The sequence below is a fragment of the Streptomyces sp. JLYT201 genome (assembly GCF_059448825.1).
The window spans coordinates 4,893,345-4,912,320 of record NZ_CM182551.1 but is presented as its reverse complement, the minus strand read 5'-3'; the positions used below and the strand labels follow the sequence as shown (position 1 = coordinate 4,912,320).

Annotated in this window: 17 protein-coding genes; 11 read left to right on the top strand and 6 right to left on the bottom strand. The window is 70.0% G+C overall.

Annotation, left to right across the window (positions count from 1 at the left end; genetic code table 11):
• The first annotated feature begins 129 nt into the window (after positions 1-129).
• The 4 genes from AC5WAM_RS20240 (at position 130) to AC5WAM_RS20225 (ending at position 4,338) form a co-directional block, all read left to right on the top strand.
• On the top strand, positions 130-717 hold the full coding sequence (locus tag AC5WAM_RS20240) for a chemotaxis protein CheB (protein ID WP_495523397.1): 588 nt from the start codon (positions 130-132) through the stop codon (positions 715-717).
• Positions 717-2,603, top strand: coding sequence for a CheR family methyltransferase (locus tag AC5WAM_RS20235; RefSeq protein WP_495523396.1), 1,887 nt, complete (start codon positions 717-719; stop codon positions 2,601-2,603). Before AC5WAM_RS20240 ends, AC5WAM_RS20235 begins: the two co-directional genes overlap by 1 nt.
• 158 nt (positions 2,604-2,761) lie before the next feature.
• Entirely contained in the window at positions 2,762-3,625 is an 864-nt protein-coding gene (locus AC5WAM_RS20230; RefSeq protein WP_495523395.1) for a GAF and ANTAR domain-containing protein, read from the top strand.
• Positions 3,622-4,338 (top strand): GAF and ANTAR domain-containing protein, encoded by a 717-nt coding sequence (locus AC5WAM_RS20225; RefSeq protein ID WP_495523394.1) that lies wholly within the window; start codon positions 3,622-3,624, stop codon positions 4,336-4,338. Before AC5WAM_RS20230 ends, AC5WAM_RS20225 begins: the two co-directional genes overlap by 4 nt.
• A gap of 127 nt (positions 4,339-4,465) precedes the next feature.
• On the opposite strand, the gene AC5WAM_RS20220 is transcribed toward AC5WAM_RS20225, so the two are convergent.
• Entirely contained in the window at positions 4,466-5,179 is a 714-nt protein-coding gene (locus AC5WAM_RS20220) for a DUF5324 family protein (protein ID WP_495523393.1), read from the bottom strand.
• A gap of 376 nt (positions 5,180-5,555) precedes the next feature.
• On the opposite strand from AC5WAM_RS20220, the gene AC5WAM_RS20215 reads away from it, so the two are divergent.
• Both AC5WAM_RS20215 and AC5WAM_RS20210 read left to right on the top strand, forming a co-directional pair.
• Positions 5,556-6,089 (top strand): peptidylprolyl isomerase, encoded by a 534-nt coding sequence (locus AC5WAM_RS20215; RefSeq protein WP_495523392.1) that lies wholly within the window; start codon positions 5,556-5,558, stop codon positions 6,087-6,089.
• Between the two features lie 162 nt (positions 6,090-6,251).
• Positions 6,252-7,145 (top strand): rhomboid family intramembrane serine protease, encoded by an 894-nt coding sequence (locus AC5WAM_RS20210; RefSeq protein ID WP_495523391.1) that lies wholly within the window; start codon positions 6,252-6,254, stop codon positions 7,143-7,145.
• Positions 7,146-7,542: 397 nt separating this feature from the next.
• Here AC5WAM_RS20210 and crgA read toward each other — a convergent pair whose 3' ends face one another.
• A complete protein-coding gene (gene crgA / locus AC5WAM_RS20205) occupies positions 7,543-7,800 on the bottom strand; it encodes a cell division protein CrgA (RefSeq protein ID WP_138960810.1) in 258 nt (85 codons plus the stop codon).
• Between the two features lie 142 nt (positions 7,801-7,942).
• Here crgA and AC5WAM_RS20200 point away from each other — a divergent pair, with 142 nt between their 5' ends.
• From AC5WAM_RS20200 to AC5WAM_RS20180, 5 genes are all read left to right on the top strand, one after another.
• Complete coding sequence (locus tag AC5WAM_RS20200) at positions 7,943-8,734, top strand: DUF881 domain-containing protein (protein WP_495523390.1); 792 nt, start codon at positions 7,943-7,945, stop codon at positions 8,732-8,734.
• 29 nt (positions 8,735-8,763) lie between these two features.
• Positions 8,764-9,447 (top strand): class E sortase, encoded by a 684-nt coding sequence (locus tag AC5WAM_RS20195; protein WP_495523616.1) that lies wholly within the window; start codon positions 8,764-8,766, stop codon positions 9,445-9,447.
• A 228-nt stretch (positions 9,448-9,675) separates the two neighbouring features.
• The gene (locus tag AC5WAM_RS20190; protein ID WP_138960812.1) at positions 9,676-10,314 is read left to right on the top strand and encodes an aminodeoxychorismate/anthranilate synthase component II; all 639 of its coding nucleotides are present in this window, start codon (positions 9,676-9,678) and stop codon (positions 10,312-10,314) included.
• On the top strand, positions 10,311-11,390 hold the full coding sequence (locus tag AC5WAM_RS20185) for a class E sortase (protein ID WP_495523389.1): 1,080 nt from the start codon (positions 10,311-10,313) through the stop codon (positions 11,388-11,390). The genes AC5WAM_RS20190 and AC5WAM_RS20185 overlap by 4 nt, the downstream gene beginning before the upstream one ends.
• 36 nt (positions 11,391-11,426) lie before the next feature.
• Entirely contained in the window at positions 11,427-12,161 is a 735-nt protein-coding gene (locus AC5WAM_RS20180) for a class E sortase (protein WP_366791045.1), read from the top strand.
• 94 nt (positions 12,162-12,255) lie between these two features.
• On the opposite strand, the gene pknB is transcribed toward AC5WAM_RS20180, so the two are convergent.
• The 4 genes from pknB to AC5WAM_RS20160 all read right to left on the bottom strand — a co-directional run bounded on the left by pknB (position 12,256) and on the right by AC5WAM_RS20160 (position 18,921).
• Positions 12,256-14,295: a Stk1 family PASTA domain-containing Ser/Thr kinase gene (gene pknB / locus AC5WAM_RS20175; RefSeq protein ID WP_495523388.1), complete on the bottom strand. Its 2,040-nt coding sequence runs from the start codon at positions 14,293-14,295 to the stop codon at positions 12,256-12,258.
• 170 nt (positions 14,296-14,465) lie between these two features.
• A complete protein-coding gene (locus tag AC5WAM_RS20170; RefSeq protein ID WP_366791047.1) occupies positions 14,466-15,929 on the bottom strand; it encodes a peptidoglycan D,D-transpeptidase FtsI family protein in 1,464 nt (487 codons plus the stop codon).
• Positions 15,926-17,353 carry an FtsW/RodA/SpoVE family cell cycle protein gene (locus AC5WAM_RS20165; protein ID WP_495523387.1) on the bottom strand — a complete coding sequence of 476 codons (1,428 nt, stop codon included), beginning with the start codon at positions 17,351-17,353 and terminating at the stop codon, positions 15,926-15,928. Before AC5WAM_RS20165 ends, AC5WAM_RS20170 begins: the two co-directional genes overlap by 4 nt.
• Positions 17,354-17,379: 26 nt before the next feature.
• Positions 17,380-18,921: a Stp1/IreP family PP2C-type Ser/Thr phosphatase gene (locus AC5WAM_RS20160; protein ID WP_172385151.1), complete on the bottom strand. Its 1,542-nt coding sequence runs from the start codon at positions 18,919-18,921 to the stop codon at positions 17,380-17,382.
• Positions 18,922-18,976 lie beyond the last annotated feature (55 nt).

Genomic DNA, 18,976 nt, shown 5'->3' with positions numbered 1-18,976 from the left:
CCGGTTGCGCCACCTGGCGTAACGCGCGCGGGCGCGGGACCGCCCCGGCCGGACGCCGTTCCTGCCTTCCTGTCACGGCCCTGGTGCTTCGCTAGGCTCGTACCTGTGACGGCTCATCAGCCCCCGGCAGTGTCCGACGAGGATGCCTACGCGGTGGCGGCCATCGCGTCGTCGGCCGGAGGGATCCACGCCCTGGGCGTACTGCTCGGCGAGCTCGGCGAGGACCTGCCCGTGCCCCTCCTGGTCGTCCAGCACCTGGACCGGCGCCACCGCACGGTCATCGCCGACGTGCTCGCGCGGCGTACCGAGCTGAACGTGAAGCTCGCGGAGCAGGACGAACGCACGGAGCCCGGCACCGTCTACGTCGCTCCGCCCGACCGGCATCTGCTGGTGGCGCCCGACGGCGTCCTGACGCTGTCGAGCAGCGCGCTCGTCCACTTCGTGCGCCCCTCCGCGGACCTGTTGTTCGAGTCGGTGGCGGGCGCGTACGGGCCGCGGGCCATCGCCGCCGTGCTGACCGGGACGGGTGTCGACGGCGCCATGGGCGTGGACGCGGTGAAGGCCCGCGGCGGTACGGTGATCGTCCAGGATCCGCAGTCGGCGGAGTTCAAGAGCATGCCTCAGACGGCCCTGGGTACGGGAGCAGTGGACTTCGTGCTACCCCTTGAGGAGATCGCCGCGGTGATCCGCGGACTCGTCGAGACCAAGAGGCACTGATGGGCGAAACACACGACTCCGAAACCGATGAGGAGCTGGAGGACCTTCTCGGGTTTCTGAGGGACGCCCGTGGCTTCGACTTCACCGGATACAAGCGCTCCTCCCTGGGCCGGCGCATCCGCAAGCGGATGTCGGACGCCGGTGTCTCCTCGTACGCGGACTACCGCGACCGGCTCGAGACCAGCGCGGACGAGTTCGGCGCGCTCTTCAACACCATCCTGATCAACGTCACCTCGATGTTCCGCGATCCGGACGCCTGGACGTATCTGCAGCGCGAGGTCCTGCCCGAGCTGCTCGCCGCGGCCGGGGCCGACGACGAGATCAGGGTGTGGAGCGCGGGCTGCTCCAGCGGTGAGGAGGCGTACTCACTGGCGATCATGTTCGCCGAGGCGCTCGGCGTCGAGGAGAGTCTGAACCGCGTCAAGATCTACGCGACGGACGTCGACGAGGAGGCCCTGCGCGACGCCCGCACCGCGCTGTACACCGCCAAGGGCCTGGAAGCCCTGCCGGTGGAACTGCGCGACAAGTACTTCGAGCAGAACGGCACGCAGTACAGCTTCCGGCCCGACCTGCGGCGCCGGGTGATCTTCGGGCGGCACGACGTGACCCGGGACGCCCCCATCTCCCGGCTCGACCTGCTGGTGTGCCGCAACACCCTGATGTACTTCAACGTCGAGGCGCAGACGCAGATCATCGACCGCTTCCACTTCGCGCTGCGCGACGGCGGCTTCCTCTTCCTCGGCAAGGCCGAGATGCTCCTGAACGACGCCGACCGCTTCCAGGTCGTCAACATGCGCCAGCGCCTCTTCCGGCGCCGCCCCGGGGGCTCCGGGCCGCCCTACCACCCCGCACCGCTGAAGGTCCGGGCGGGCGTCGCGTTCGAACCGCGCTCGGCGGCGCGCAACCGCCAGATGCGCGACCTCATCCTGGACGCCCTGCCGGTGCCCGCGGTCGCCGTCGACACCGAAGGCGCGGTGATATTGATCAACAGCCAGGCGCGCGTGCAGTTCGGCCTCACCACCAACGACTGCGGCCGGCCCTTCCAGGATCTGGAGATCTCCTACCGGCCCGTCGAGCTGCGCTCGCTGATCGAGCAGTCCACGCACGAGCGCAGAACGCTGCGCGTCAACAGCGTGGAGCGCCGCGTCGGCGACGACCTCCAGTACGTCGACATCCTGATCCAGCCGCTCACCGGACCCAACGGACTGCCGGCGGGCACCGTCATCAGCTTCTCCGACGTCACGGTCCCCACCCAGCTCAAGTCCGAGGTCAAGCGCGTCCGGGAAGAGCTGGAGACGGCGTACGAGGAGCTCCAGTCCACGAACGAGGAGCTGGAGACGACGAACGAGGAACTCCAGTCCAGCATCGAGGAGCTGGAGACGACGAACGAGGAGCTCCAGTCCACGAACGAGGAGCTGGAGACGACCAACGAGGAACTCCAGTCCGGCAACGAGGAACTGGAGACCATGAACGAGGAGATGCGGATCCGCACCGAGGAGCTGGACGAGGTCCGGGCCTTCCTCGAAGGCGTGATGAGCAGCATCGCGGCCGGCGTGGTGGTCCTGGACGCGGACACCAAGGTCAAGAGCTGGAACCGGGGTGCGGCCGAGCTGTGGGGGCTGCGCCGGGACGAGGTCATGGACGAGCTGTTCTTCGGCCTCGACTTCGGGCTGCCCACCGAGGAGCTGCGGCCCGCGGTCCAGAAGTGCCTCGACAGCCGCAAGCGCACCGGTCCGGTCTCGGTGTCCGCGGTGAACCGCATCGGCCGCCGCATCACGTGCCACGTGGTCTGCTCGCCCTTCGAGGGCCACCACGGCGGGGTCGTCCTGCTGATGGAGGAAGGCAACGCCGCGACGGGGGAAGGCCTCGGCACCTCCATGAAATGACGTGTTCCGCTTCGTCCGGGCACGGTACGAGAACCGTCTGCACCCGAGCGTTCGCGTGTGTCTCCTCTCGTGCCGAAGTGCGAGGCCTGTCCACCGTGCGATGACGAAAGGTCCGAAACAGCCGCCACCGCTCACAAGGGCGGGCGTAGGCTTGAGGCATGACCTCGGGCGAGGGCTCTGTCGACCAGGCCCTGACGGCCTGGCGTCGCGCTGCGTCCGCGCGGAGGCGGGCCGCCCGCGCGGAGGAGGCGGCGGCGCGGCACGAGATCCTCGCGGCGACGACGGGCCGCGAGATACACCAGGACATGGCCGCCGCGCTGCACGCCACTGCGGGATGTCACCGTTCGTCGGCCCAGTTGCAGGAGTCGTTCGCGCGCCGCATGACGGGGTGGGAGAAGGGGCGCGGGCCCCGGCCCCGGTTCATGAGCGGGGTCGCCGAGGCCTGCGGGACGAGCAGCGCGGCGCTGACCCTCGTGGACGGCTGTCATCGGCAGCTCGCCGTCGCCGCGTCGGACGAACCGGCGCGGGCGGCGCAGGACCTGGAGTTCATGCTCAGCGAAGGCCCCACGAAGGACGCCACCCGGTGCCGGAACCTGGTCTTCGCCTCGCGCGAGGCCATCGAGACGCGCTGGCCCTGTTACGGCCCGGCCCTGACCGCGCTGGGCATCCACGAGGTCGCCGCGGTCCCCCTGGACTCCAGCGACCGGTGCCTCGGCGCGCTCGCGGTGTTCGACCCGCGCCCCGGCCTCGTCGGCACCCGGATGTTCAAGGACATCGTGGAAGCGCTGGCCCGCACCGTCCTCCTCGACCCCGACGCCGACCCCGAGCTGTACGGCGGCACCGACCACCGGGACGTGGTGCAGCAAGCGGCGGGCATGCTCTCCGTGTACCTGGGATGTCCTGTCGAGGACGCCCTGGCGCTGATCAAGGCACGGGCGTACAGCGGTGCGGAGAGCCTGGAAGCACTCGCGGGGAAGATCCTGGCCGGTGACTTGAAGATCACTCCGGGAGAGTCGCCATGACGATGTCACAGCAGCGCCTCGCCGAGGCCTTCGTGGAGCTGGCGGGCGGTGCGCCGGGTGAACCGGTCGACCCGCCCGCGCTCCTCGCGGCGCTCGCCGCGCGCAGCAGCGAACTCCTCGACGCCCGCGCCTGCGCGGTCCTCGGCGTGCCGTCCGAGACGGGCGAGGAGCAGGTGTATGCGTCCGAGCCCGTGGCGCGGGACCTCGTCCTCGCCCACCACGAGCAGGGCGAGGGACCAGGGGCGTACTGCCGGGAGACCGGCCGCGCCGTGCCCCTGACCGACCTGGAGAACCCGGTCGCCCGGCTGCGCTGGCCCCACTACGCACCGCGTGCGCTGGCCCTCGGCTGTACGCATGTCGCGGCCCATCCGCTGCGGGGCCGTGAGCGGACCGTCGGCGCGCTGGTGCTCTTCGGCTCCGCCGAGGAACCGGTCACCGATGAGGGCCTCGTCATCAGCCAGTCCCTTGCGGACATCGTGGCCGCCGTGCTCCTGCGGGAGGACGAGCTGCGCCGGTCCCACACCCTCGCCGGGCAGCTTCAGCACGCCCTGACCAGCCGCCTCGTCATCGAGCAGGCCAAGGGCGTGCTCGCCGCGAGCCGGACGCTGACCATGGACGAGGCGTTCGCGCTGCTGCGGGGCTACGCCCGCTCGCACCAGCGGAAGCTGTCGGGCGTGGCGCGGGACGTGGTGGAGGGGAGGCTGGATCCCTGACGGGTCCGGCGTGGTCCCTGACGGGTCCGGCGTGGTCCCTGACGGGGGCCGGCGTGCTGGAGCCGAGTCAGGGGCGGGATGTCCGTCCGGGAGCGAGGCCCGTGGCACCCCGCCCCCGGACGTCGCGTCAGCCCCGCTCGTCCTGGCCCTCCGCCTCGGCCTCCGCCTGCTTCGCCTGCACCTCGGGGTCCAGGGACGCCTGGCCGCTGCCGTCCACCGAGGTCAGCGGGGTGCGATCGGGGACCTCGGTGGCCGCGGGGGGTTCGACCAGCCAGTCCGGGTTGGCCTGCTTGTCCCACCACTTCCACACGGCGACCGCGGCGGCCCCGAGCACGCCGAGCACGGCGAGCCGCTTGACCGTGCGGCCGGTGCGGGCCCGGCGCTCCTGCCTGCGGGCGATCTCCTTGATCTCCTGCGGCGACACCTGGCCGCGCAGCGCGGCAAGGGCCGCAGCACCCCGGGCCGCCGCCTCCTCGCGGACCGGTCCGGAGACGGCCACGGCGTGCTCGATGCGGGGCTTCGAGAAGTCGGCGGCCTGGCGGGCGGCCTTGCGGGTGCGGGCGGCGGCCTCGTGCGCCGCGTGGTCGAGCTTCGGCGGCACGTGCCCCCGTGCCTGCGTCACACGCGGCGCGACGTGCGCCCCGTACTGGGCGCGGGCCTGGTCGGCGGCGGTGTGCGCCGCGTGCGACACCTTCGGGGCGAGGCGCGAGCGCGCCTCCTGTGCCAGGTGGGCGGCCCGGTCCTTGGCTTCTTCGGCGTAGGGCGCCACCGCGTCCGCGGCGTGCCGCGCGCTTTCCTTCGCCGAGTCGGCCGCGGCGCGCACGCTGTCTTTGCGGGTCACGGGATCCTCCTCCTTGGTGGCGTATAGGTATGTCACCTTTCCACCCTTTCCGGGATCATGCCTGCCGGGATGGAACCGTTCCACGCGCGGATGGGCATCCGGGGCGTCCCCACGAGCGCGGGGCGCGCGTCGGTCCGCCCCGGCCGCCGGTGCGACACGGTGTTCGGCACGGCGCCCGGCGCGGCTCGTACCGCAGCTCCCGGTGTACCCGGAGCCGCGCGATCCATGACGGGCGAAGCCGCACGATCCGGTACGGGCAGGGCCCGCCGACGACAATGCCACGGATCGTCCCCAGGTGCGCCTGCTCGGCGGCTACTCGTCCCAAACCGGTCCGTGCGAGGATCGGAGAGTCACAGAGGACAACGGAAGGCAGATCGTGGCTGAGCAGCTTTATGCCACCCTCAAGACCAACCAGGGCGACATCGAGATTCGGCTGCTGCCGAACCACGCGCCCACGACGGTCAAGAACTTTGTTGAGCTCGCCCAGGGCGAGCGCGAGTGGACGCACCCGGCGACCGGCAAGAAGTCCACGGACAAGCTGTACGACGGCACGGTCTTCCACCGGGTGATCAGCGGCTTCATGATCCAGGGCGGCGACCCGCTGGGCAACGGCACGGGCGGCCCGGGTTACGAGTTCAAGGACGAGTTCCACCCGGACCTCGCCTTCACCAAGCCCTACCTGCTGGCCATGGCGAACGCGGGCCCGGGCACCAACGGCTCGCAGTTCTTCATCACGGTCGCCCCGACCGCGTGGCTGACGGGCAAGCACACCATCTTCGGCGAGGTCACCAACGACGCCGGCAAGAAGGTCGTGGACGCCATCGCCGGTACGCAGACCAACCCGCGCACGGACCGCCCGGTGAACGACGTCGTCATCGAGTCCGTCGTCGTCGAGACGCGCGAGGGCTGAGCGCCTCCACGCTCGATCCCGTCCGTCGGGGGCTCCCGCCCGTCCGGGAGAGCCCGCACGCCGGGGAACAAAACCGCCCCGCCCATCCGTAGAGGAGGGCGGGGCGGTGCGTTGACCAGCATGCCGACGCCGCCCGCGTACGGCAGACCAGAGGGGACCGCGATGGACCAGGCGCCAGGCAGCCCGGAGGGGCCGCAGGACGCGCAGAGCCTGCCGAGCTGCTACCGGCATCCCGGTCGGGAGACGGGGATCAGCTGCACCCGCTGCGAGCGTCCGATCTGCCCGGAGTGCATGATCAGCGCCTCCGTCGGCTTCCAGTGCCCCGAGTGCGTCAAGGGCGGCTCCGGCACCGGGCACGCCCCGGCGGCCGCTCAGCCGCGCACACTGGCGGGCGGCACGCTCACGCAGGACCCGCGCCTGCTCACGAAGATCATCCTTGTGCTCAACGTGCTGGTGTTCATCGCGGTGCGCGCCCGTGAGGACCTCGTCGGGGACCTGTTCCTGATCGGCCGGTGGCCCCCCGAGCCGTTCCCCGCCACCGAGGGCGTGGCGGACGGTCAGGCGTACCGCCTGGTCACGGCCATGTTCACACACCAGGAGATCTGGCACATCGCGTTCAACATGCTGGGGCTCTGGTGGCTCGGCGGCCCCTTGGAGGCGGCGCTCGGCCGGGCGCGGTTCCTCGCCCTGTATCTGCTGTCGGGGCTCGGCGGCAGCGCCCTGACGTATCTGGTCTCCGACCCCAGCGACGCCTCGCTCGGCGCCTCCGGAGCGATCTTCGGCCTGCTCGGCGCGACAGCGGTCCTGATGCGTCGGCTGAACTACGACATGCGTCCGGTCATCGCCCTGCTCGCGCTGAACCTGCTCTTCACCTTCACCTGGAGCGGCATCGCCTGGCAGGCGCACGTCGGCGGTCTCGTCGCCGGTGTCGCCATCGCGTACGGCATGGTGCACGCGCCGCGCGAGCGCCGGGCCCTGGTGCAGTGGGGCACCTGCGCGTTGGTGTTCCTGGTGATCGCGGCCACCGTGATCGTGCGGACCGTGCAGCTCACCTGAGGCACCGCTGCAGCCGAGGCTTCCGTGGCCCTGCCCGTTCCCGGGCGGGGCCACGTCCGCTTGTGGCGTCGGGGGCCGGGGTACAGGACCTTCCCCGTGCCCGGTGTGGGTACGGGGATGTCCCCACCGTCTCACCCCAGGTTGTCCACAGTCTGTGCCCGATCTTGTGCACGAAGTGGGGAACGTCTGTTCCGTGCGTCGCCGATCCGGGTTTTCCCAGGCAGGGCAAGGGGTGGACGGCCCGGGCCGGGGTGGTCGACCAGTCACACCGGCGTCAACGTCCGGAGAGTTATCCACAGATCTTCAGACCTTTCCCCAGGTCTGTGGATGGCACCGCTCGCGCTGTGGATAACTCAGGCCAGGGCTTGCGTTCCGCGCCCGCCGTTACCCCGGATCGTTACTTCCACTGAGTGGAGACGCCGAAGCCCGCGGCGATGAAGCCGAAGCCGACCACGATGTTCCAGTTACCCAGCGGGTCGATCGGAAGCTCGCCGTCCGTGACGTAGAAGACGACGATCCAGGCGAGGCCGATCAGGAACATCGCCAGCATCACCGGAGCGACCCAGCTGCGGCTGGTCAGCTTGATGTTCGTCGCCTTCTTCGACGACGGGGGCGTGTAGTCGTCTGCCTTCTTGCGGATACGTGACTTCGGCACGAGGGTCTCTCCTGTCGATGCGCTGCGTGGCCGCGCAGGTAACTGGGTCCGGCGCCGGGAGCGGACACTACGGTGCGCTAAGTCTTCCCCCGGGCGTCCGTTAGCGTAGTGCTTCCGCGGCGGTGAAGGAGATAAGGGTACGTTGAGCAATTCCGCCGACTTCCCCACGGGCCCGGGCCGGCCGTCCCCGGGCACGGGCCGACGCCGCCGCTGGCGGCCGGTCCGCGTGCTCACCGCAGGCGTCTTCGCGCTCGCCGGGCTGCTCTTCATGACCAGCTTCAACACGGCCAAGGGCACCAACATCCGCACCGACGACTCCCTCCTGAAGCTCTCCGACCTCATCCAGGAGCGCAGCCGCAAGAACAAGGACCTCGACGCGTCCACCGGCTCGCTGCGCGACGAGGTCGAGTCCCTCGCCCGCCGCGACAGCCCCGGCACCAAGGCCGACGACGCCCGGCTGAGCGCCCTGGAGCGGAACGCGGGCACCAAGAAGCTGAGCGGCCAGGCCGTCTCGGTCACCCTCACCGACGCCCCGCCGCACGCCACCGCCAAGCTCCCCGGCTACCCCGAGCCGCAGCCCAACGACCTGGTCATCCACCAGCAGGACCTCCAGGCCGTGGTCAACGCCCTGTGGCAGGGCGGCGCCGAAGGCATCAAGGTCATGGACCAGCGGCTGATCTCCACCAGTGCCGTGCGCTGCGTCGGCAACACCCTGATCCTTCAGGGCCGCGTCTACTCACCGCCGTACACGGTGACCGCGATCGGCGACCCCGACCGCCTCAAGAAGGCCCTCGCCGCCTCGCCCGAGATCCAGAACTACATGCTGTACGTCAACGCCTACGGGCTCGGCTGGAAAGTCGACGACGACGGGGCGGTGACTCTTCCCGGCTACTCGGGCACAGTGAACCTCCATCACGCGAAGCCTGTGGAGTAGCGCTCGCTCGGGAGGTCCCTGCGGTGTCGGTGCGCGTGCTCGTCCGGACGGTCAGCGAACTGTGCGTCACCGTCGGCACCCTGATCGTGCTCTTCGTGGTCTACGTCCTGTTCTGGACCGGAGTGAAGGCCGACCGGGCCATGGACGACCAGGTCGACCACCTCCAGGACCGGTGGTCCCAGGGGCCGGTCGCCACCGGCGCCGGGGCCCTGGACGCCTCGCCCCCGAAGCCCCCCGCCTACGAGGACGGCGAGGCCTTCGCCGTCATGTACATCCCCCGCTTCGGTTTCACGTGGAACAAGCCCGTGCTCCAGGGCACCGCCACCGACACCCTCAAGAAGGGCCTCGGCCACTACGCGCGCACCGCCCGGCTCGGCCAGCGCGGCAACTTCGCCGTGGCCGGACACCGGCGCACCTACGGGGACCCCTTCAAGGACTTCCCCGCCCTGCGCCCCGGCGACGCGGTCGTCCTGACCGACGGCACGACCTGGTTCACGTACCGCATCGACAAGAAGCCGTACAAGACGCTGCCCAGTGACATCGGGGTCGTCGACCCGGTACCGCGGGGCTCCGGCTACCGCGCGCCCGGCCGCTATCTCACCCTGACCACCTGCGAGCCCGAGTGGGGCCACAGCCACCGTCTGATCGCCTGGGCCCATCTGGACGCCACCCAGCCCGTGGAGGCCGGGAAACCCGAGGCACTGCGCCGTTAGTCTGGTGCGGTACGGCGGCGACGGCCGGTGCGATGGGGCCGGGTGGCCGTGTGGCGACGAAAGGGACGGCATGTACGGCTGGATCTGGCGACATCTGCCGGGGAACGCATGGGTGAGGGCACTGATCTCCCTGATGCTGGTCCTCGCCGTGGTCTATGTGCTGTTCCAGTACGTGTTCCCCTGGGCCGAGCCCCTGCTTCCCTTCAACGACGTGACGGTGGACAACTGATGGGCGCGCGCATCCTCGTCGTCGACAACTACGACAGCTTCGTCTTCAACCTCGTGCAGTACCTGTACCAGCTGGGCGCGGAGTGCGAGGTGCTGCGCAACGACGAGGTCGAGCTGCGGCACGCGCAGGACGGCTTCGACGGCGTCCTGCTCTCGCCGGGCCCCGGCACCCCCGAGCAGGCGGGCGTCTGCGTGGACATGGTGCGCCACTGCGCCGCCACCGGGGTGCCCGTCTTCGGCGTCTGTCTGGGCATGCAGTCGATGGCCGTGGCGTACGGCGGTGTCGTGGACCGGGCGCCGGAGCTCCTGCACGGCAAGACCTCGCCGGTCACGCACGAGGGCAAGGGCGTCTTCGCGGGCCTGCCCTCGCCCTTCATCGCGACCCGGTACCACTCGCTGGCCGCCGAGCCCGCCACGGTGCCCGCGGAGCTGGAGGTCACCGCCCGTACGGCGGACGGCATCATCATGGGCCTGCGCCACCGCGAACTGCCCGTCGAGGGCGTGCAGTTCCACCCCGAGTCCGTCCTCACCGAGCACGGACACCTGATGCTCGCCAACTGGCTCGCCGAGTGCGGAGACGCCGGGGCCGTCGCACGATCGAGCGGGCTCGCCCCGGTGGTGGGCAGGGCCACGGCGTGACCGCGGAGGCGCACGGGGGCGCCGACGCGACGGGGGCGGGGGAGCACCCGTCACCGTGGTTCCGCAGTGCGTCGGCGCCGGATGCGCCCGATCCCGGTCCCCCTGCGCCTGAGCTTGCCGCCGGTCCCCCTGCGCCGGAGCTTGTTCCCGAGGCCCCGGAGCCGTACGTACCGCCGTACGTTCCGCCGCCGGACGACGCGACCATCGGCCTGCGCACGGCGGACACCCGCCGAATAGCGGCCGGGCCGGTGGTGCCGGGCGGCCGGGCCGCGCGGCGGAAGGCGGCCAAGCACAAGGGCCGCCGGGGCGCGAAGGCCCGGGCACGAGCGGCTCCCGCCGCCGAAGGCCCGCCGGACCGCCCGCTGACCAGGATCGAAGCCCGGCGGGCCGAGCGCGCCCGCAGACCGGGCCCGGCCACCGTGGCGAGCCGCGTCATCGGCGAGCTGTTCATCACCGCGGGTGTCCTGATGCTCCTGTTCGTCACGTACCAGCTGTGGTGGACGAACATAAGAGCCCATCAGCAGGCGAACGCCGCCGCCCGCGACCTCCAGGAGGACTGGGCGAAGGGCAAGGGCAAGCCCGGCGTCTTCGAGCCCGGGCAGGGCTTCGCGCTGCTGCACATCCCCAAGCTCGACGTCGTCGTGCCGGTCGCCGAGGGCATCGACAAGCACAAGGTCCTCGACCGGGGCATGGTCGGCCACTACAGCGAGGGCGGCACCAAGACCCCGATGCCGGAAGCGGACCCCGGCAACTTCGCCGTCGCCGGACACCGCAACACCCATGGTGAGCCGTTCCGGTACATCAACCGGCTCAAACCCGGCGACCCGATCGTGGTCGAGACGCAGGACACGTACTACGTCTACAAGATGGCGAGCATCCTCCCGCAGACCAGCCCCGGCAACACGGCGGTCCTCGGCCCCGTCCCACCGGGCTCCGGCTTCACGAAACCAGGCCGCTACATCACACTGACCACCTGTACCCCCGAGTTCACGAGTAAGTACCGAATGATCGTGTGGGGCAAGATGGTCGAAGACCGGCCACGGGCCAAGGGGAAACCGGCCGCGCTGGTCGACTAAGGGCGCCGGAAAGCCGAGACAGACAGGGCGGATGCAGTGGCAGCCACCACCGAAGAGGACGAGCGGACCGACGAGTCCAAGCCCGCGGACGGGCCGCCGCCGCGCGGCCGCGGCCCCATCGCGACGGCCGTCAGCGTCTTCGGCGAACTCCTCATCACCGCGGGCCTGGTCCTGGGCCTGTTCGTCGTCTACTCGCTGTGGTGGACGAACGTCATAGCGGACCGCGAGGCGAGGAAGCAGGGCGACCGCGTCCGCGACCACTGGGCCGGCGGCCCCGGCGCCCTGAACACCAAGGACGGCATCGGCTTCCTCCACGTACCGGCGATGGGCGGCGGCGAGATCCTCGTGAAGAAGGGCACCGCCACCCACACCCTCAACAACGGCGTCGCGGGCTACTACACGGACCCGGTCAAGTCGGCCCTGCCACAGGACGCGAAGGGCAACTTCTCGCTGGCCGCCCACCGCGACGGCCACGGCGCGAAGTTCCACAAGATCGACAAGATCGGCGAGGGCGACCCGATCGTCTTCGAGACCCGCGACAAGTGGTACGTGTACAAGGTCTACAAGACGCTCCCCGAGACCTCGAAGTTCAACGTCCGCGTCCTCGACCCGGTCCCGAAGGAGTCGGGCGTGAAGAAGCCCGGCCGCTACATCACGCTCACGACCTGCACACCCGTGTACACGTCGGCGTACCGCTACGTGGTGTGGGGCGAACTGGAGCGCGTCGAGAAGGTCGACAACAAGCGGACACCGCCGCCCGAGCTCCGCTGACGCGGCCCGCGCACGCTTCGCTGACGCGGCCCGCGCACGAGAGAGCCCCGGCACCGCTGTGGTGCCGGGGCTCTTCCCGTGTGGGGCTCGGGACTCAGTCCCGCTCGTGACGGCCGAAGCCGGTGGCGCCCTCGATGAAGCCGCCGCCTCCGTCGTCTCCGCCGCCGCCGTTGTCGCCGCCGCCCTGCTGGCCGCCGCTGCCGCCGACGGTCGTCAGGTTGATGGCTGTGCCGGGCTTGACCTTCGTACCCGCGGTCGGGGTGGCGAGGACCACCAGGGCGTCGTCGTCCTGCGGGCCCTGGATGTTGCCGACCGTCAGGTCCGCGTCCTCGATGGCGTCACGGGCGTCGGACAGCTTCTGGCCGGTGAGGGTGGGGACCTGTACGTCCTCTTCCTCGGGCTTCTTCTTGGCGACCTGGACGGTCACCTGGGAGCCGGGCTCGGCCTGGGTGCCGGCGGTCGGCGTGGTCTGGATGACCTTGCCTTCCTCGACGCTGTCGCTTTCGACGTCCTGGCGGACAGGGGTGAAGCCGTTGTCCTGGATCTGCTTCTTGGCGGCTTCCCACGTCTGGCCGGAGACGTCCGGGACGGCTGTCAGTTGCTTCTTCTTGGCAACCGTCAGCGTGATGGTCGTTCCCTTTTGGGCTTCCGAGTCACCTGGCGGGTCCTGACTGGTGACGACGCCCGGGTTCTGGTCGGATTCCTCGGTCTTCTTGTCGACGTTGAAGCCCTTGTCCTCCAGCTTGCTCTTGGCGGTGGAGTACTGGAGGCCCTCGACGTCCGGAACCGTGATCTTCGGAGCTCCCGTCGACACGACCACACTGATCGTGTCGCCCTTCTCGACCTTCGTACCCTCTTCGGGGGTCTGCGAGCAGATCTGGTTCTTCGGGTACTTCTCACAGGGCTCGCGCTTGGTGACGCTGATCTTCAGGTCGACGTTCCCGGCGGTCTCCTGGGCTTCCTTGACGGTCTCGCCGACGAAATTCGGTGCCTTCTTGTCGTCGGCCGCGCCTCCGCCGCCGCTGAACGCCCACTTGCCGATCAGGACCGCGCCCACCAGCACGAGGATGCCCGCGGCGACGAGGAGGATCGTCGACGTGTTGCTCTTCTTCTGGCGGCCCCGGCGGCCGTTCTCGTCGTAGCCGTAGGTGCCGTCGTCCGGGTTGACCGGGGGCATCATCGACGTCTGGCCCTGGCCCGGCGCGCCGTTCTGCGGGCGCAGCATGGCCGTGGCCTGGTCGTCCGGGTGGCCGCCGTAGCCGACGGCGCCCATGGCCGCGGTGGCGGCGACGGGCTGGCCGTCGAGGCAGGCTTCGATGTCGGCGCGCATCTCGTCGGCCGACTGGTAGCGGTAGTCCGGGTCCTTGGTGAGCGCCTTGAGGACGATCGCGTCCATCTCGGGCGTGATCTCGTTGTCGAAGACGCTCGGGGCCTGCGGCTCTTCCCGCACGTGCTGGTAGGCCACCGCGACCGGCGAGTCGCCCACGAACGGCGGGCGCACGGTCAGCAGCTCGTACAGCAGACAGCCCGTGGAGTAGAGGTCGGAGCGCGCGTCGACCTGCTCGCCCTTGGCCTGCTCGGGCGAGAGGTACTGCGCGGTGCCGATGACGGCCGCGGTCTGCGTCATCGTCATGCCGGACTCGCCCATGGCGCGGGCGATGCCGAAGTCCATGACCTTGACCTGGCCGTTGCGCGTCAGCATGACGTTCGCGGGCTTGATGTCGCGGTGGACGATCTGGTTGCGGTGCGAGTACTCCAGGGCCTGGAGGATGCCGATCGTCATCTCCATGGCGCGCTCGGGAAGGAGCTTGCGCCCGGAGTGCAGGAGCTCGCGCAGCGTGGAGCCGTCGACGTACTCCATGACGATGTACGGGATGGAGACCCCGTCGACGTAGTCCTCGCCGGTGTCGTAGACCGCGACGATCGCCGGATGGTTGAGCGAGGCGGCCGACTGGGCCTCACGGCGGAACCGGGCCTGGAACGACGGGTCGCGGGCGAGGTCCACCCGCAGCGTCTTCACCGCCACGGTGCGGCCGAGGCGGGTGTCGTGCGCGAGGTAGACCTCGGCCATTCCGCCGCGGCCGAGCACCTGGCCCAGCTCGTACCGGCCGCCGAGGCGACGCGGCTCTTCCATAGCTATTCCAGCCCTCTCCGTCGGTCCCGACCGCACCGTGTTGCGCGGTCCGGCGGTGTGCTGTCCGGGCATACCGTACCCGGATCGCCTAACGTGACCCGGCCGCAACCGTCACCCGATACAGGACCGGTATCGCAACGTGCACCGATGTGGAGTGGCCGTGACACGGGTCACTTCTTGCTGTCGAGGACCGCCTTCATCACGTCCCTCGCGATCGGCGCCGCGAGACCGCCGCCGGAGATGTCGTCACGGCTCGCCGCACTGTCCTCGACGACCACGGCGACCGCGACCGGAGAACCCGACTCGGTCTTCGCGTAGCTGATGAACCACGCGTACGGGTTCTTGCTGTTGTTCAGGCCGTGCTGGGCCGTACCCGTCTTGCCGCCGACGGTGACGCCGGGGATCTTGGCCTTGGTGCCGGTGCCCTCGTTCACGACCGTCTGCATCATGTCCTGGAGCTTCTGCGCGTTCTCCTTGGACAGCGGGGTGCTCATCTCCTTCGGCGAGTGCTTCTCGACCACGTCGAGGTTCGGCGCCTGGAGCTCACGGACCATGTACGGCTCCATGAGGGTGCCGTCGTTGGCGATCGCCGACGTCACCATCGCCATCTGCAGCGGCGTCGCCGCGGTCTCGAACTGGCCGATGGACGACAGCGCGGTCTGCGGCTTGTCCATCTCCTTGGGGAAGTTCGAGGCGTTGGAACGGACCGGGACGAACTGCTCCTCGTTGAAGCCGAACTCCTCGGCCGTCTCCAGCATCTTGTCCTTGCCGAGATCGGAGCCGATCTTGCCGAAGACGGTGTTGCAGGACACCCGCAGCGCCTCGCGCAGCGTGGCGTTCTTGCAGGGGATCGGGCCCTCGTTCTTCAGCTCGGTGCGGGTGTCGGGCATCACCCAGGGCAGCGGGGAGCGCGTCTTGGAGTCGATGTCCGAGTACAGGTTGTGCTCCAGGGCCGCCGCGGCGGTGACCACCTTGAAGGTGGAGCCGGGCGGGTAGGTCTCGCGCAGCGCCCGGTTCAGCATGGGCTTGTCGCGGTCCTTGTCCAGCTTCCCGAAGGTCTCGGCTTCCTTGTTGGTGTTGCCCGCGAACCGGGAGGGGTCGTACGACGGGGTGGAGGCCAGCGCCAGGATCGCGCCCGTCTCCGGGTCGATCGCGGCGACGGCGCCCTTGCCGCGGGTCTTCAGGCCGTTGTACGCGGCCTTCTGCGCGGCGGCGTTCAGCGTCGTGACGACGTTGCCGCCCTCCTTCTTCTTGCCGGTCAGCATGTCGAGGCTGCGGCGGAAGAAGAGCCGGTCGTCGTTGCCGGTGAGGATGCGGTCCTCGATGGACTCGATCTGGGTGGCCCCTATGCGCTGCGAGGCGAAGCCCGTGACGGGCGACCACATGGGCCCGTTCTTGTACGTCCGCTTGTACTTGAAGTCGTCGCCGTCGACCTTCTTGGAGCCCGTGATCGGGTTGCCGTCCACGATGATGTCGCCGCGCGGCTGCGCGTACCGCTCGATCGGCACGCGGCGGTTCATGGTGTGCTCGGCGAGCTTGTCGGCCTGGACGTACTGCAGCCAGTTGTCCCGGACGAGCAGCGCGAGGACGAGCAGCCCGCAGAAGATCGCGATGCGGCGCAGGGGCTTGTTCACGGCCGTACCACCTGGGTCATCTCGGCGTCGGGGTTCGGGGCGGGCGACGGCGCCGGGCGGCGTGCGGTGTCGCTGATGCGCAGCAGGACCCCGATGAGCGCCCAGTTGGCGATCACGGACGAACCGCCGTACGCGATGAACGGCATCGTCATGCCGGTCAGCGGGATCAGGCCCATGACGCCGCCCGCGACGACGAACACCTGGATGGCGAACGCGCCGGACAGGCCGACCGCGAGCAGCTTGCCGAACGGGTCGCGGGCCGCGAGCGCCGTGCGCACGCCCCGCTCCACGATCAGGCCGTAGATCATCAGGATCGCCATGACACCGGCGAGACCCAGCTCCTCGCCGTACGTGGCGAGGATGAAGTCGGAGTTGGCGGCGAAGCCGATCAGGTCGGAGTGGCCCTGGCCGAGGCCGCTGCCGAGGGTGCCGCCGGAGCCGAACGCCATCAGCGACTGGGCGATCTGGTCGGTGCCGGTCGCATTGATGACATCGGCGTTGAACGGGTCGAGCCAGGCGTCCACACGCACCTTCACGTGCGGCTCGAAGGAGGCCACGGTGACCGCGCCCACGGCCGACATCAGCAGACCGAACACGATCCAGCTGGTGCGCTCCGTGGCGACGTACAGCATCACGACGAACATGCCGAAGAACAACAGCGACGTACCGAGGTCGGTCTCGAAGACCAGGATCAGGATGGACATCGCCCACACGGCGAGGATCGGACCGAGGTCACGGCCGCGCGGCAGGTACAGGCCCATGAAGCGGCGGCTGGCCAGCGCGAGCGCGTCCCGCTTGACCATCAGATAGCCCGCGAAGAACACCGCGATGACGATCTTCGCGAACTCCGCCGGTTGGATCGAGAACGCGCCGACCTGGATCCAGATCTTGGCGCCGTAGATGTTCTTGCCGAGGCCCGGGACCAGCGGCAGCAGCAGCAGCCCGATCGCGGCGACCATCGAGATGTACGTGTACCGCTGCAGGACGCGGTGGTCCTTCAGGAACAGCATGACGATCACGAACAGCGCGATGCCGACCGCCGAGTACAGCAACTGCTTCGGCGCGGACGGGCTGAACGCCCCGAACGACACCTTGGCCAGCTGCTGGAGTCTCTCCGACTGGTCCAGGCGCCAGATCACCACCAGGCCCAGGCCGTTGAGCAGCGTGCCGAGCGGCAGAAGGAGCGGGTCGGCGTACGGCGCGAACTTGCGCACCACCAGGTGCGCGACGCCCGCGAGCAGGCCGAGCCCGAGGCCGTAGCCGAGCATGCCCGGGGGGAGCTCGCCGGAGATGGCGAGGCCCACGTTCATATAGGCGAACAGCGGAATGACGACGGCGAACACCAGGAGCGCGAGCTCGGTGTTGCGCCGGCTCGGCGCACCGATGGCGCCGATCGTCGACGTGTGTGTAGTGCTACTGCTCATGGCGTGCAAGGGCCCCCAACGGCTGCTTACTGCTTACCGCACTGCGGGACCAGCTTCTTCTCCTCCTCGGAGAGGCTGGGGCCGGGTGTGGGAGTCGGTGCGGTGGTGGACTTGGACTTGTCGTCCTTGGCGTTCTTGTCGTCGTCGGACGCGGGTGCGCCGGTCTGGCCGCTCATGCCGCCGGCCTCGCCCTCACCGGGCTTGGGGCTCGGCTTGGCCTCGCGCTCCGAACGCTCCTTGTTCTCCCGCTCGATCCTGCGCCGCTCGGCGTCCTTCTCGCACGCCGACGCCTGCAGGCCCAGCTCCTCGATCTTCCTCTGGGCGTCGTCGAGGCTGTCCTCGACGATGGCCTCCTCGACCTGCTTGCGCTGGTACGGCGGCAGGTACTTGAGTTCGATCTCGGGGTGGTCCTTCTCGACCTTCGACAGGCTCACCCAGGCCAGGTCCTGGTCGATGCCGCGGTAGAGCGCTACGTGCTCGTCGTTCGTGCCGACGTAGTACTGCGTCTGCGTCCAGCGGTAGCCCCCGTAGAGGCCGCCCGCCACCACGGCGAGCGCGAGCGCCGTGTACAGCGATCTCTTCAGCCACTTGCGGCCGCCGCCGGGCTTCACGAAGTCCTCGTCGTCGTACGCTCCGAAGGATCCCTCCGGGACGTACCCCGCGGTGTCGCCGCTGCCGGGCGGGCCGAAGCCGCCCGCGGACGGCGGCGCGGGGCGGCCGAGGCCGGAGGCGCGGCCCGCCGGGGTCTCCATGGCTCCGCCGTCGCTCGTCTGCAGCTGGTTCTCCGCGACCGCGCCGACCACCACGGGGGTGTCGGACAGCTGGCCCGCGAGGGTGTCGCCGGTGTCGATGTCCAGGACGTCGGCCACGATCACCGTGATGTTGTCCGGGCCGCCGCCGCGCAGGGCGAGCTGGATCAGCTCCTGCACGGTCTCCTGGGGGCCCTGGTAGCTGGCGAGCGTGTCCTCCATCGTCTGGTGCGACACGACGCCGGAGAGGCCGTCCGAGCAGATCAAGTACCGGTCGCCCGCGCGGACTTCGCGGATCGACAGATCCGGCTCCACGTGGTCGCCGCTGCCGAGGGCGCGCATCAGCAGCGAGCGCTGCGGATGCGTCGTCGCCTCCTCCTCGGTGATGCGGCCCTCGTCCACGAGCCGCTGCACCCAGGTGTGGTCCTGCGTGATCTGGGTGAGCACGCCGTCGCGCAGCAGATACGCGCGCGAGTCGCCGACGTGCACCAGGCCGAGCCGCTGGCCCGTCCACAGCAGGGCGGTGAGCGTCGTGCCCATGCCCTCGAGCTGCGGGTCCTCCTCGACCATCAGCCGCAGCTGGTCGTTGGCCCGCTGCACGGCGGTGCCGAGCGAGGTGAGGATGTCCGAACCCGGCACGTCGTCGTCGAGCGTGACGAGCGTCGAGATCACCTCGGAGCTCGCCACCTCGCCCGCGGCCTGGCCCCCCATGCCGTCGGCGATGGCCAGGAGCCGCGGACCGGCGTAACCGGAGTCCTCGTTGCCCTCCCGGATCATGCCTTTGTGCGATCCGGCGGCGAAGCGCAGTGACAGACTCATGCGCACCTCGCCCGTCGGCTCCGGGTACATCCGCACGGTGCCCACCCTCCGGTCG

Bases quoted from the DNA above. Each gene is read 5' to 3' on its own strand.
- AC5WAM_RS20165 (WP_495523387.1), bottom strand. From the start codon at position 17,353: ATGAGCAGTAGCACTACACACACGTCGACGATCGGCGCCATCGGTGCG.
- AC5WAM_RS20230 (WP_495523395.1), top strand. From the start codon at position 2,762: ATGACCTCGGGCGAGGGCTCTGTCGACCAGGCCCTGACGGCCTGGCGT.
- AC5WAM_RS20210 (WP_495523391.1), top strand. From the start codon at position 6,252: ATGGACCAGGCGCCAGGCAGCCCGGAGGGGCCGCAGGACGCGCAGAGC.
- pknB (WP_495523388.1), bottom strand. From the start codon at position 14,295: ATGGAAGAGCCGCGTCGCCTCGGCGGCCGGTACGAGCTGGGCCAGGTG.
- AC5WAM_RS20160 (WP_172385151.1), bottom strand. From the start codon at position 18,921: ATGAGTCTGTCACTGCGCTTCGCCGCCGGATCGCACAAAGGCATGATC.
- AC5WAM_RS20225 (WP_495523394.1), top strand. From the start codon at position 3,622: ATGACGATGTCACAGCAGCGCCTCGCCGAGGCCTTCGTGGAGCTGGCG.
- AC5WAM_RS20190 (WP_138960812.1), top strand. From the start codon at position 9,676: ATGGGCGCGCGCATCCTCGTCGTCGACAACTACGACAGCTTCGTCTTC.
- AC5WAM_RS20235 (WP_495523396.1), top strand. From the start codon at position 717: ATGGGCGAAACACACGACTCCGAAACCGATGAGGAGCTGGAGGACCTT.